Annotated in this window: 11 protein-coding genes and 1 pseudogene; 6 read left to right on the top strand and 6 right to left on the bottom strand. The window is 68.0% G+C overall.

All coding sequences use genetic code 11. From position 1 onward, the window contains the following. The 3 genes from G4D87_RS22130 to G4D87_RS22120 form a co-directional block, all read left to right on the top strand. Nucleotides 1-1794 (top strand): DNA translocase FtsK (locus G4D87_RS22130; RefSeq protein WP_163784095.1); only part of this gene is annotated, 1794 nt, incomplete at its 5' end. A gap of 120 nt (nucleotides 1795-1914) precedes the next feature. Continuing rightward, nucleotides 1915-2199 (top strand): antibiotic biosynthesis monooxygenase family protein, encoded by a 285-nt coding sequence (locus tag G4D87_RS22125; protein ID WP_176409483.1) that lies wholly within the window; start codon nucleotides 1915-1917, stop codon nucleotides 2197-2199. 6 nt (nucleotides 2200-2205) lie between these two features. Then, nucleotides 2206-3507, top strand: coding sequence for a THUMP domain-containing protein (locus tag G4D87_RS22120; RefSeq protein ID WP_163784092.1), 1302 nt, complete (start codon nucleotides 2206-2208; stop codon nucleotides 3505-3507). Here the strand turns inward: G4D87_RS22120 and plsY are convergent. Together plsY and G4D87_RS22110 are read right to left on the bottom strand one after the other, a co-directional pair. Beyond that, nucleotides 3424-4002, bottom strand: coding sequence for a glycerol-3-phosphate 1-O-acyltransferase PlsY (plsY, locus tag G4D87_RS22115; RefSeq protein ID WP_163784091.1), 579 nt, complete (start codon nucleotides 4000-4002; stop codon nucleotides 3424-3426). The genes G4D87_RS22120 and plsY overlap by 84 nt on opposite strands. Before the next feature lie 11 nt (nucleotides 4003-4013). Then, complete coding sequence (locus G4D87_RS22110; protein WP_176409486.1) at nucleotides 4014-4445, bottom strand: DUF2752 domain-containing protein; 432 nt, start codon at nucleotides 4443-4445, stop codon at nucleotides 4014-4016. Between the two features lie 88 nt (nucleotides 4446-4533). On the opposite strand from G4D87_RS22110, the gene G4D87_RS22105 reads away from it, so the two are divergent. Continuing rightward, complete coding sequence (locus tag G4D87_RS22105) at nucleotides 4534-5100, top strand: DUF4920 domain-containing protein (protein WP_176409487.1); 567 nt, start codon at nucleotides 4534-4536, stop codon at nucleotides 5098-5100. A 6-nt stretch (nucleotides 5101-5106) separates the two neighbouring features. Beyond that, a complete protein-coding gene (locus tag G4D87_RS22100; protein WP_163784085.1) occupies nucleotides 5107-5688 on the top strand; it encodes a hypothetical protein in 582 nt (193 codons plus the stop codon). A 119-nt stretch (nucleotides 5689-5807) separates the two neighbouring features. Here G4D87_RS22100 and G4D87_RS22095 read toward each other — a convergent pair whose 3' ends face one another. The 4 genes from G4D87_RS22095 to G4D87_RS22080 form a co-directional block, all read right to left on the bottom strand. Next, nucleotides 5808-6725 carry a hypothetical protein gene (locus G4D87_RS22095; RefSeq protein ID WP_240358491.1) on the bottom strand — a complete coding sequence of 306 codons (918 nt, stop codon included), beginning with the start codon at nucleotides 6723-6725 and terminating at the stop codon, nucleotides 5808-5810. Between the two features lie 96 nt (nucleotides 6726-6821). After that, nucleotides 6822-8366: a radical SAM protein gene (locus G4D87_RS22090; RefSeq protein WP_163784082.1), complete on the bottom strand. Its 1545-nt coding sequence runs from the start codon at nucleotides 8364-8366 to the stop codon at nucleotides 6822-6824. A 131-nt stretch (nucleotides 8367-8497) separates the two neighbouring features. Continuing rightward, nucleotides 8498-9217 carry a hypothetical protein gene (locus G4D87_RS22085; protein WP_163784080.1) on the bottom strand — a complete coding sequence of 240 codons (720 nt, stop codon included), beginning with the start codon at nucleotides 9215-9217 and terminating at the stop codon, nucleotides 8498-8500. Between the two features lie 36 nt (nucleotides 9218-9253). Then, a complete protein-coding gene (locus tag G4D87_RS22080) occupies nucleotides 9254-12439 on the bottom strand; it encodes a TonB-dependent receptor (protein ID WP_240358490.1) in 3186 nt (1061 codons plus the stop codon). A gap of 234 nt (nucleotides 12440-12673) precedes the next feature. On the opposite strand from G4D87_RS22080, the pseudogene G4D87_RS22075 reads away from it, so the two are divergent. Then, a pseudogene (locus G4D87_RS22075) lies at nucleotides 12674-12863 on the top strand (energy transducer TonB); the annotation flags it as partial.

Raw genomic sequence — 12863 nt, 5'->3', positions numbered from 1 at the left:
GCGCTGGCGCGCATGCCGCTCATCGTGGAGCCCAAGGCCCCGCCCAAGCCCACCGTCAAGAAGAGCCAGGACCAGTTCGAGTTCGTCGGGGACCGCAAGAGCTTCTCGCTGCCGCCGCTCGACGTGCTCGAGTGCGACAAGACGGAGCGCTCCGCGCTGGACAAGGACGTGTACCTGTCCACGGCGGAGAAGCTGCGCGCGAAGCTGGCGGACTTCGGCATCGTCGGCGAGGTGGTGGAGATTCGCCCCGGCCCCGTCGTCACCATGTACGAGTTCCTCCCGGGCCCCGGCATCAAGGTGAGCAAGATCGCCGCGCTCGCGGACGACCTCGCCATGGCCATGGAGGCCATGCGCGTGCGCATCGTCGCGCCCATCCCCGGCAAGGGCGTGGTGGGCATCGAGGTGCCGAACAGGGACCGCGAAACCGTCTACCTCAAGGAGATTGCCGAGCAGGACGCCTTCAACAAGGGCGCCAGCAAGCTGACCATGTGCGTGGGCAAGGACATCGAGGGCATGCCGTACGTGCTCGACCTGGCCAAGGCGCCCCACCTGCTCATCGCCGGCACCACCGGCTCCGGCAAGTCGGTGGCGGTGAACTCCATGATCATGAGCATCCTCCTCAAGGCCACGCCCGAGGAGGTCCGCTTCATCATGGTGGACCCGAAGATGCTGGAGCTCTCCGTCTACGAGGGCATCCCCCACCTGCTGCTGCCAGTGGTGACGGACCCGAAGAAGGCGGCGCTCGCGCTGCGCTGGGCCGTGGAGGAGATGGAGCGCCGCTACCAGATGCTGTCCGAGGCGGGCGTGCGCAACATCGCCGGCTTCAACAAGCTGGTGGAGAGCACCGCGGTGGAGGTGAAGCCGGCCACCGAGTCCGCGCCGAAGAAGAGGGCGAAGCCGAAGAACGTGCTCGTGCTCGACGGCGAGAGCCCCAAGTCCTCCATGCCCACGGGCGGGGAGAGCCTGGGCGTCGCCGCGCCCCGGGACGACGATGACGACGTGTTCGAGGCGCAGGCGTCCGAGGAAGAGGCCGAGGCCCCGGAGCTGGAGGCCGAGCCCGAGGACACCGAGGCGCTGGAAACCAGCGAGTCCACCGAGCCGGAGAAGAAGCAGCTCAAGAAGCTGCCCTACATCGTGGTCATCATCGACGAGCTCGCCGACCTGATGATGGTGGCCAGCCGCGAGGTGGAGACGTACGTCGCCCGCCTGGCGCAGATGGCCCGCGCCTCCGGCATCCACCTGATGGTCGCCACGCAGCGCCCGTCCACGGACGTCGTCACCGGTATCATCAAGGCCAACTTCCCCACGCGGGTCAGCTTCATGCTGCGCTCGAAGCCGGACTCGATGACGATTCTGGGCACGGTGGGCGCTGAGTCCCTGCTGGGCATGGGCGACATGCTCATCATGCCGCCCACCAGCGCGCACCTGCAGCGCGTGCACGGCGCCTTCGTTTCGGAGAACGAAATCAAGAAGGCGGTGGACCACCTCAAGGCCCAGGGCAAGCCCGTCTACGACGACTCCATCCTCAAGCCGCGCGACGAGGACGTGGAAGGTGGCGGCGAGGAGGACGAGCTGTCCGACGAGCTGTACGACCAGGCGCTCGCCACGGTCAGCGAGATGCGCGCCGTCTCCATCTCCATGCTCCAGCGCAAGATGCGCATCGGCTACAACCGCGCGGCCCGCATGATTGAGCGGATGGAGCGCGACGGCGTGGTGGGCGCGGCGGATGGTGCCAAGCCCCGCGAGGTGCTCATCCGGGGCCTGGGCGACATGCCCGGCGCCGGGGCCATGTAAGGCCCACGTGGCCGCCGGCTCCCGGATGGGATGGGAGGCGGTGGCCCTGACGGTTCCACTTCACAAAGGGCGTCCTGGCTCGGCCCGGACGCCCTCGCTGTTTTCCACCGGGACGTGCCCATGATTGTCGCCATCTCCCGCTTCCGGCCGGCCTCCGAGGAAGCGGACCGCCTGGTCGCCCGCTTCCAGGCGCGGACGCGGGCGGTGGACGGCTACCCCGGCTTCCTGGGGCTGGAGGTGCTGCGCTCCTTCGAACGGCCGCCGGAGCTGATGCTGGTGACGCGCTGGCGGGACAAGGCCTCCATGCGGGCCTATTTCCAGTCCGAGGACTTCCAGCGGGCCCGGGAGGCGAGCGCCCAGCAGGAGGACGCCACCTTCACCCTGTACGAGGTGGTGGGCACATGAAACGCGATGCCGGTTCCCAAGCGGCCCGGCGTCGTCTATGGGCGGAACCCCATGGCTGAACGCATTGCCCTTTTCGCCACCGCCGCCCGCGGCACCGAAGACCTCCTGGCCGACGAGCTGAAGGAGCTGGGCGCCCGCCGCATCCGCCAGGACCGCGGCGGCGTCCGCTTCATGGCCACGCTCGACGAGGCGCTCATGGTGGCGCTCTGGTCCCGCATCGCCATGCGCGTGCTCTACCCGCTGGGCGCCTTCGAGGCCCGGGGCGCGGAAGGCCTGTACGAAGCCGCCGCCAGCATCCCCTGGGAGGAGCACCTCACCCCCGACCATACGTTCGCGGTGGATGCCACGCTGAAGGACAGCGAGCACAGCCACTCCGGCTTCGTGGCCCTCAAGGTGAAGGACGCCATCGTCGACCGGATGCGCGACAAGAAAGGCGCCCGGCCGGACGTGAATACGCGCGACCCGGACATCCGCGTGGTGGCGCACCTCGCCCGCGAAACGCTGTCCCTGTCCCTGGATTTGTGCGGCGAGCCGCTGCACCGCCGGGGCTACCGCGTGCGCCCCACGCCCGCCCCGCTGAAGGAGACGCTGGCCGCGGCGGTGCTGCGCGCGGCGAACTACACCGGGACGGAGGGCCTGGTGGACCCGATGTGCGGCTCCGGCACGTTGATTATCGAGGCAGGCCTCATCGCCCGCCGACGCGCGCCGGGGCTCAACCGGGACTTCGCGGTGGAGCGCTGGCCGGAGCTGGGCGCCCGCGCCCGCGAGCTGCTCGCCGACATGCGCGCGGATGCCCGCCGCAACGAGCGGAAGGTGGAAGTGCCGCTGCTCGGCTTCGACAAGGACCCGGAGGCGCTGGAGGCCGCCAGTCGCAACGTGCGCGCCGCTCGCCTGACGGAGGAAATCCAGTTGGCCGAAGGTGACGCGACCCGGCTTCCGCCGCTGCCGGAGACAGGCGGATTGCTCGTCACCAACCCGCCCTACGGCGACCGGCTCGGCACGGGCGGCCAGAAGGGCATGAAGAGCTTCTACTTCAAGCTGGGGGAGTCGCTGCGCGTGCCGGGCTGGCGCGTCTGGGTCATCTGCGGAAACCCCGGCTTCGAGAGCGCCTTCCACGCGCGCCCCTCCGCGAAGCGGGACCTCTGGAACGGCCCCATCGCCTGCTCGCTGCTGGGCTACCGTCCGCCAGACGGTGGCAGCGCGCGGGGGGACACCGGGGATGGCTCAGAAGCGCCGCTCGGTGCGCCGCGCCAGCCGGAGGATGTTGCCCCGGTGCGTCCACAGCATGAGGGCGAAGAGGAGGGCTGAGAGGCCCGCGTACTCCACGGCCCGCGCGGTGAGCGCCGACGTGCCCACCGCCGTGGCCCCCGCCCCCAGCGAGCCCAGCGAGCTCACGCGCGACACGGCGAAGACGGTGACGTACACCAGCGCGGCCGCCAGCGCCGCCTGGGGCACCAGCACCAGCAGCACGCCCAGCGCGGTGGCCACGCCCTTGCCGCCCTGGAGCTTCAGCCACACCGGGTAGATGTGGCCCAGCACCGCGGCCAACCCCACCGCCACGTGGACGGTGGGCGCATCCGGCAGCAGGCGCACCGCGAGGACCACGGGCAGCGCGCCCTTGACGGCGTCCAGCAGCAACACCACCGCGCCCAGCTTCTTGCCCGCCACGCGCGTGACGTTGGTGGCGCCGATGTTCCCACTGCCCCCCTTGCGCACGTCCACGCCGCGCAGCCACCGCGTCAGCAACACACCGAAGGGAATGGAGCCGGCGAGGTAGCCCAGCAGGACGAGCGCGGAGGTCACGAAGCGGAAGGCTACAGCAGCAGGTGGGGGAAGCGCGTCTTCACCACCACGTAGGCGTAATTGACCAGGATGATGATGGGCGCCAGGACGCCCAGGACGCTCCACTCACGGGGGGAGAGCTCCACCTGGGGGATGGGCATCGCGAACACCAGGTGCAGCACCATGACCACCGCCGCCAGAGCGAACAGGATGGCCGCCACCGTTCCCAGGGGGTTGGCCTCCCAGGCGCCGGCGAAGTTGAGGTGCGACACCCGGTCGGCCACGCGCGTCAGGCCGCAGCCGAGGCAGGGCCACCCTGTCTGCTCCCTGAGCACACAGCCCCAGAAGGGGATGATGCGGGCCACTGGGATGTAGCGCGCCACGAGCAGCCCCGCCACGCCGGCGAGGCCCATGGCGTCCACGGTGCTGAAACGGCGGTTGCGGGGAGGGATGACGACCTTCAAGCGCACCTCGTCAGCGTGTGCGGAGAGACGGACTTTAGTACGGGGGTCGCCTTGCCGGAGCAAAGACTTTTGGCTAAGCGGACGGGGTATGAACACGCTCCGCACGTCCCTGATGCTGCTGGTTGCCGTTCCTCTGGTTGCCCTTGCGGGTGACAAGTCGTCCGCCAAGGCGGGCAAGGCCGCCGAGGCCGACTGCCACCACCCACCCGCCCCGCAGGCGAAGACGGCGCCCAAGGCCGAGGCCGCGCCCGCGAACACTGGCTGGAAGCTCACCCGCGGCGAGCCCCTCAAGGGCGCCAAGGCGGTGAAGCTCGCGGACGTGCTGGCCAAACCCCAGGCCCACGACGGCAAGACGGTGCTGCTCGAGGGTCAGGTGCGCAAGGCGTGTGAGCGCAAGGGCTGCTGGATGGAGCTGGCGACGACCGGCCAGGACAAGGGCCCGGGCGTGCGCGTGACGTTCAAGGACTACGGCTTCTTCGTCCCCCTGGACTCCGCGGGCTCGCAGGCGCGCGTGGAAGGCGTGCTGAAGGTGGCCGAGCTGACCGACAGCCGCGCCCAGCACTACGAGTCGGAGGGCGCCATCGTCCCCCGCGGCGCCGATGGCAAGCCGCGCGAGGTGCAGCTGGTGGCCACGGGCGTCGAGCTGCGCCGCTGAGACGACATGGCACGAAGCTTCAGCATGCGCGGCGTGCAGAGCGCGGCGGACCGCGCCGTGCAGCACGCCCGCGCATGGATGTTGGAGACGGAGCCGGGCTCGCGCGTGCATGACGTGCAGTTGGACCCGCGCTTCCAGCACCGGGGGGTGGACCTGCTCTGGGAGCTCCCCTCGGGAGAGGTGCGCGGCATCGAGGTGAAGGGCGACCGCAACGCCACCCGCCGCCGCTACTTCTTCGAGCTGGTGTCCAACCTGGAGAAGGACACTCCCGGCTGCTTCCTCTACAGCGGCGCGGACCTGCTGGTGTACGTCTTCCTCTCGCAGGGAGAGCTGCACGTCGTGCCCATGAAGGCGGCGCGCGAGTGGTTCCTCCCCCGAGCGAAGGAGTACTCGCTCAAGCACGCCTTCACGCAGACGGGCGCCATCCGCTACACCACCGTGGGCGCCGTGGTCCCCGTGCGGGACGTGGCGGAAGGTGTCCCCGGTGTGCTTCGCGTTCCGCTGAAGCGCAGGGGCGGCGCGAAGGACGTGCCGGAAGAGGTGCCTCCCGCCTCCGAGTCTCCTCAGGGCCAGGAAACGACCGGTTAGGACAGAGGGGCGGAGGCGCGGCGCCCTGGCGCCCTCTGTCCCCGGTGGAGCCGCTGACGGGCTCCACGCTCCACGGGTCGTGACAGGAGGCCACGCAGGCCCGCTGTCACGCGGGTGCCTCAGCGACCGTGACGGTGACGGCGGTGGCCGGGGTGAATCTTGTCGTGGGCCGCCTCCAGGCGCTCGGAGATGCCCATCAGCTCCAGCAGCGACTCGCGGTCGTTCTGCGCCTTGTAGACGTGCTCCAGGCGGGGAACGAGGTCCAGCGCGAGGTGCAAATCACCGCCCTGCTCCGCCGCTGCCAGCAGCGTGCGGGCCGCCGCCGCCGCCTGACCGTGCGCCTTGATGTGGATGAGGCCATCCACCGCCAGCAGGCGGGCAATGGGCGAGCGCTCGGTGTCCCCGGTGAGCTTCACCATGTCCTCGGTGGCGGGCTCCAGCTCGCCCTTCGCCGCACGGACGATGGCGCGAGAGATTCCACGGCGGTCCGGCAGGAGGAACTCCTCCAGGTCCGCGAAGGACTCCGCGTGCCCCACGTGGCCCGACGACGCGAGCGCCTCGGCGAGGCTGTCGAAGATTTCGGCCTGCTTCTCCGTGAAGGGCGCCAGCGCCTCGCGCATGAAGCGCTCCTGCGGCGCACCCTTCTCGTCGAGCGGCATCTTCGCGCGCACGGCGTTCATCTTCTCGAAGGCGGCGTCCACCGCCGCGTCCTGCCGACCATCCAGGAGGAACGCCAGCTGCTGCATCAGGTTCGCCAGCGTGTCAGCCATCTCCATGGGCGACACGCGGTCCGGCAGCCAGCGGCTCCACAGCTCCACCGCCGCCGCCACCGCGAAGTCCTTGAAGGGCCCGGTGCCCTTCCACTTCGGCTGCCACTGCTGGGCAATGCCAATCGGGAAGGTCGACTCCGCCAGCTTGCGGAAGTCGTCCTCGCCCACGGCAATGCCGTAGTGGCCGAGCGTCCCGAGCAGGGCCTCCGTCGAGTACTCCTTCAGGCCCTTCTGCTGCCACGACTTGTCCACTCGCTGCGTGCTCACCTGGATCTCCGCTGCCCTGGACGCCGGCCATCGGCGCGCCAAGCGGACTTCTAGCGGAAGCCGGGGCGGACGTGCACCACCACGTGCACGTCCACGTCAGGCGGCGGACGCCGGGGGCGCGGTCCTCGGCACGGTGGGCCACAGGACGGGGTTGCGCCGGCCGTCCTCTACCCGCCGGGCCAGGTACGGCTCACAGCCCCGGCCATTGAAGGCCCGCTTCCACGCCGCGAAGTTGCCGCCGGCCTTCCAGGCATCCATGGCCGCCAGCCCCGCCTCCGGGCCGCACTGGGCCAGCATGTACTCCACCCAGGCCCAGCGCGCGGACGTCGGGCGCACCTCGGCGCGTCCCCGCAGGCCCTTGCGCAGGCGCTCCAGCCGCCCCTCCACCTCGCGAATGCCCGTGAAGGGGGCGCCGTCCATGGGGGTGTTGCGCTTGGCCACGAAGGGCGCCACGCCCAGCGCCACCGGGAGGATGCGCGACAGCTCGCTGGTGAAGCGGATGAGCTCGTCGATGTCCGCGTCCTCTTCGGTTGGCAGACCCACGACGTTGTACACCTTGAGCTGCTTCATCCCCGCCGTGCGAGCGAAGGTCGCGGCCCGGACAATCTGCTCCTCCGAGTGCTTCCGGTCCACCATGTCCCGCAGGCGCTGTGACGGTCCGTCCGCCGCCACCGTGAGGTTGGTGGCCCCTCCCTTCCGGAGCTGATCCACCAACTCCTGCGTCAGCCGGTCCGCGCGCAGCGAGGACACCCCCACCTCGCGGCCGGACTCCACGAGGGTCCGGAGCAGCTCGACGATGCGCGGATGGTCCGTCACCGCCGCGCCCACCAGGCCCACGCGGCGGACATGCTCCGGAATGAGGGACAGGAGCCGCTCTGGCGGCACCGTGCGCATGCCCCCATTCGTCGTGCGCCGCATGACGCAGTAATGGCAGCCCCGGGAGCACCCCCGCTCCGGCTCGATGAGGAACATCGAGCGCAGCTCGGTGTGCGGGGTCACGATTTGCGACCGGGCAGGGAGACGGGCGTCGGTGGCCTTGGCCACGTGGTATCGGGCCCCGCCTCGCCCGGGCACGCGGAAGCCCGGGATGCGCGCCAGGTGCGCCAGGAGGGCCTCGCGCTCCATGGTCGCCGCGGCCTCCACCAGCAGGTGAATCAAGTCCTCCGCCTCGCCCTGGACGAGCACGTCCACGAAGGGCTCCAGCGGATCCGGATTGGAGAACGTCAACGGCCCGCCGCCCACCACGAGCGGATAGCGGCCCTCCTGGCGCTCCTCGGCCAGGAGCGGGATGCCCGTCAGCTCCAACATGGAGAAGAGGCCCGTCAGCTCCAGCTCGTAGGCCACGGAGAAGGCCAGCATGTCGAAGTTGGCGACAGGGGCCTGGGACTCCCAGGTGAAGAGGGGCGTCCGGGTGCGCTTGAAGGCCTCCACGTCATCCGGGAGGAAGACGCGCTCGGCCGTCGCTCCGGAGTGCTCGTGGATTTCACGGTAGATGGCCTGGTAGCCGAGCGAGCTCATGCCCACGTGGTAGGGGCTGGGGTAGCAGAGCGCCACCCGATAGGGCGCCGCCTTGTGCAGCGTGCCCTGTTCGTCCGCAAGCAAGCCGCGGACGCGCTCGATGAGTGAGTAACGGCCCTCCATGTGCCTCCAGTACAGGTCCCGCCTTTTAAACACCACGGCCCCGGTCAGCCACTCCCATGTGGGGAGAGACCGCCGGGGCCGAGGCGCGCCACCCAGGTGGGGTGGCGCGGTTCAGCAGACGACGTGTTCGGCTACTTGAACGACGGGACTGCCTTCGCCGGCACGCAGTAGCCGTACGTCGGATCTTCCGGATCGTCCGGATGGATCGGCTGGCACATCACCGCCGCGTCGGGGTTCATACCCGAGCCCTCGCCGCAGCTCTCCAGCGGATCCGTCGAGTCGGTGTAGCAACCCACCGCCGGCCACAGGCCCCGCATTACGTAGGTCCCGGTGCAGCCGTTGTTCGTGTACGTGAACTGCCCCATGATCTGCGTTCCCGGAGCAGACGGCGCCGAGTACACCTTCACCTCGGAGAACGCGTAGCGAACGGTGTTTTCTGGCGAGCCTTCAGACGCGGCCACGTTCACGAAGGCCGAGTTGAAGTTGGTAGCAGTGCAGAAGTCCTGCGCGTCCTGCTCACCGAGACTACCGAGCGCGGTCTGGTCCGAGGACTGGGTGGTTTCATCCGCGATGGCGCTGCCAGCCAGCCCGGCCGGACGCAGCGCGAGCTGCGCGGTGTCCGTGTCAGGGTTGACGAACTTGTACACGCCCACGAGCTCGGCCAGGGGAGCCCCGGTCTCGCACGCATTGCCGTTCGCATCCCGCGGCTCGTCCACAGGATCATACTTCATGGCCCAACTGGGTGAGCCTTGGACGAAGCAGTCGGTCGCGGGCTGCTCCATGTTGCAGCCCGTCAGCAAGGTACCCGTCCCGAGGAGGACCAACGCAGTGTTGACGATGTTCTTGGTCATATGACTGAAGTTCCGATTCCGTGATGGGGCCTGGGACTAGAACGTGTACCGGATGCCGAAACGAACCTGGCGGGGAGCCTGGTACCCAGCCGGATTCTTGAAGTTCGGGTTCACGTCGCCATCAACGCTACCGAACGGCGCCGCCCGCGGAGACTCATCCTGGAACTCGACGCGGCCCGGGAGGTTTTCCAGGTCGGCAGGCGTTCCGTTGGGGATGGGCTTGATGTTGCGGAGCGTGTACGTCTGGTCCACTGCGGTCACGCCCTGGAAGTTGAAGAGGTTGAACACGTCCAGGGTGAAGGACACCACGCTGTCCTTGCTGACGCGGTAGTTCACGCCAATGTTGGAGTCGATGGTGTTGATCCACGGCGTGCGGCCGCCAGCGCCACGGGGCAGGACGAAGGACTCGTCCGGACCGTAACCCCAGTGCGAACCGTAGTAGTTGATCGGCGTACCCGAGTTACCGCGGTAGGAGACACCCAGGCTCGCCGACAGGGCGTTCGAGATGTTGAACTCCTTCGCACCGAAGATCTTGATCTGGTGCGTACGGTCGAAGGGCAGCAGACCCGTGCGGTTCTCAAGGAGCTCGATGAGGTCGAAGTCCGAGAGGATGTTCGGGTCAAGCTGGCCCGTCTCAGGACGGAACAGACCGGGGTAGTTTCCGTTCAGGCGCGACCAGGTGTAGTTGGCCTGGGCAAGCCATCCATCGGAGAACGTGCGGTTCAGGTAGACCGTGACGTTGTCGTAGTTGCGGACCGGCGTCGGGAACTCCTGAGCGAAGCCGCTACCGGGGTTGCCGAGGAAGTACGTGGCACCGGCATCGCGGCTCATGTCCTCGATGACCGAGTTCATGTCCTTGTGCGTATAGCTAGCACCCAGGCGGGTGTTCGCCAGCACCTCGTACTCACCACCGACCACGATTTCATCAGAGGACTGCGGCTTGATGTCGGGATCGACCGGCGTGCCGCCGACCGTTCCACCCGTGTACAAGCGGTTCACGTTGCGGCTGCTCTCCGGAATCGCGAGCAGGTTGTTCCCATTGCCACACGTCGCCTGCTGGCTTTCGTAGCTGGACGGGTCGCACGCCGTCGCACTACCCTCGCCCGGCTCTGCCATGCGCTGGATGGACGTGATGCGGTTCTCACCCGGGAACGCGCGGTCCATCAGGTTGAGCGGAACCTGCTCGTAGTAGCGAGCGAAGTTCACGAACAACTTGGCGCGACCATTGGCGAACGGGTCGACGACGGCACCGAGGCGCGGCGACCACTGGTTGCCGAGCAGCAGCGAGAGGTCACCGTTGCCGCCGTAGAGCGCCTGGACGTCGTAGCGGACACCGAGGTTCAGGGTCACCCGGTTCGCGATAGACCAGGAGTCCTGAATGAAGCCACCAACCGTGGTGCTGGTGGTCTTCGCGATCTGGGTCAACTGGCTGACGGCCGAGTCAGGGCCCGTCTGGTAGCCGTAGCGACGGTAGTCCTGAACCGCCGGCCCCTGACCACCCGTCCAACCACCCTCATACTCCTGGTAGTAGACGCCACCGCCATACGCCTTGACCTGGTCGAACGACAGCAACTCGACGTCCACACCGGCCTTGAGCACGTGCGTGCCCAGGGCGTTCAGCAGGTAGGTGGCCTTCGCGTTGGCCTGGTAGCGATCCAGCGTCTGCTCGCTCATGAAGCCAGGGCCGCCGATCGTGTAGCTCTGGATCGGGCAGCGGAGCATCCGCTCTTCTTCGGTGGTGCCGCAGGCGTTTTCCTGGCCCGTGGGCAGTGACTCGAAGAAGGTCAGCGGGCGCGGGGTGTTGTACAGCATGCGCGAGTAGCCGGCCAGACCCGTGGTGTCGCCCAGGTTGCTGCCGTCACCCGGCAGCGTGGACGCGGTCTGGTGGAACCAGCCGAGGTTCGCATCGACGAGGACCTTCTTGTCCGCGAAGGCACCGGCGTACTTCAGGGCCAGCGACGTCGTGTTCGCGTTGGTCTCGGTCAGACCGAAGTCACCTGGACGCGAGGCCAGCACGCCAGGCAGGCCACCCGAGCGGGGATCGATCGACAGCTTGCCCAGACCACCCGACGAAGTCGGAGTGCCGTTCAGGGCGAACGACACGTTGTGGTCCTGGTTGATGAGGTACGTCAACTTACCCATGTACTGAATCGTACGGGAGTCGGCGAAGTAGTTCGTCGCGGAACCCGGGATCGCGTCCGCGAGGGTGAAGCCCGCCTCGTCCGTGACCGTGTTGCCCTGGTCGTCCACGCGCAGCGCGTTGAGCGTGCGGGTGTGCTGGTAGCGGGTGAACGACGGCGCGAAGCCGGCGAAGAACCACAGCTTGTCCTTGAGAATCGGGCCGCCGAGGGTGGCACCGAAATCGCCCAGGTTGCTCAGCTGGTTCTGACCGGAGATGACCGTGCCTTCCCGGCGGATCGTCGTCCGGGTTCCCTCAAGCGTACCCGGCGTCCAGTTCGCGAACACGGAGCCGTGGAACTCGTTGGAGCCCGAGCGGGTGACCGCGTTGATGACGCCGCCGGTGGACCGGCCGAACTCCGGCATGTAACCGCCGGTGATGATGTTCACGTCCTGCACGAACTCGATGCTCAACGGGCTGGCGTTCACGCCGAAGGCAGGGTCGTTCGTGGACAGACCGTCCACCACGTAGCCGTTCTCAGGCGAGGTCGAGCCGTTGATGGACACGCCGTAGTCGTCGTTCTGGGCGCCAGGCGCGAGCTCGGCCAGGGACTCGAAGGAGCGGGTCGCGCCGCCCTTTCCACCCGGACGCGCAACGGCGATGCGCTTGATGAAGTCCTGGTCGACGTTCACGCCCAAAGTCGTGGAACCCACGTCGATGGTCGGGGGCGCGCCGACGATCTCCACGACCTCACCGAGCGCCTCAGGGAGGAGCTCGACGTTGACGCGGATGGTGCGGTTCAGACGCAACTGGATGGCTGAACGAGCGTACGGCTTGAACTGCTCCTTCTCGAACCGCAGGGTATAGTCGCCGGGGGGCAACTGGGGAATGCGGTAGTTACCCTGCGCGTCGGTGACAACCGTCTGCTCGCCCTGAAGGTTGGGCGAAGTAGCGGTCACAACGACGTCAGCGGCAGCCTGCCGACTTTGAGCGTCGATCACAGTACCGATGATCGTGCTCGACTGGGCGAAAGCCGCGGATCCGTACAGCAGACCTGCGGCAACAACAACTCCGGTTTCCCGGAGCACTCGGTTCAAGTGCATACCAGACCCCTCCAAGGTGGGCTGCAAGTGAAAATGACCCGGGAAAATATCCGAGGTCGAGCAGTTGTCAATAGACCGTTGCTTTTTGGTAACCAGTGGGGCAATTGCCCGATCACGCCACGACCATCGACCTTGCTTGCTTGAACCCGGAACGCGTTTCTGTATGGTAGCGCGCCCTTTCATCTGGGCGGGGCGTCGTCGATGGGTGTCCACTGGTGAAGAGGAGTCTAGTGCATGTTCGATTCAGTCCTTGACCGTGGTCAGGGGCCCAAGTCGCGGTTCGGCGTCGGGGCTACTGTCTCGGTTATCCTCCATGTGGCGCTGTTCGGCCTCTCCATCTGGCTGTCGACTCGGCCGCCGGTCGAGGAGGAGAAGGAGATTGAGGTCACGCTGAAGGCGACCATGGCACCGCCTCCGCCGCCTC

Origin of the sequence: Myxococcus vastator (genome assembly GCF_010894475.1) — a bacterium.
Classification (GTDB): domain Bacteria; phylum Myxococcota; class Myxococcia; order Myxococcales; family Myxococcaceae; genus Myxococcus; species Myxococcus vastator.
Note: the sequence above shows the minus strand (reverse complement) of the source record. Positions and strands in the feature narration are given on the sequence as shown.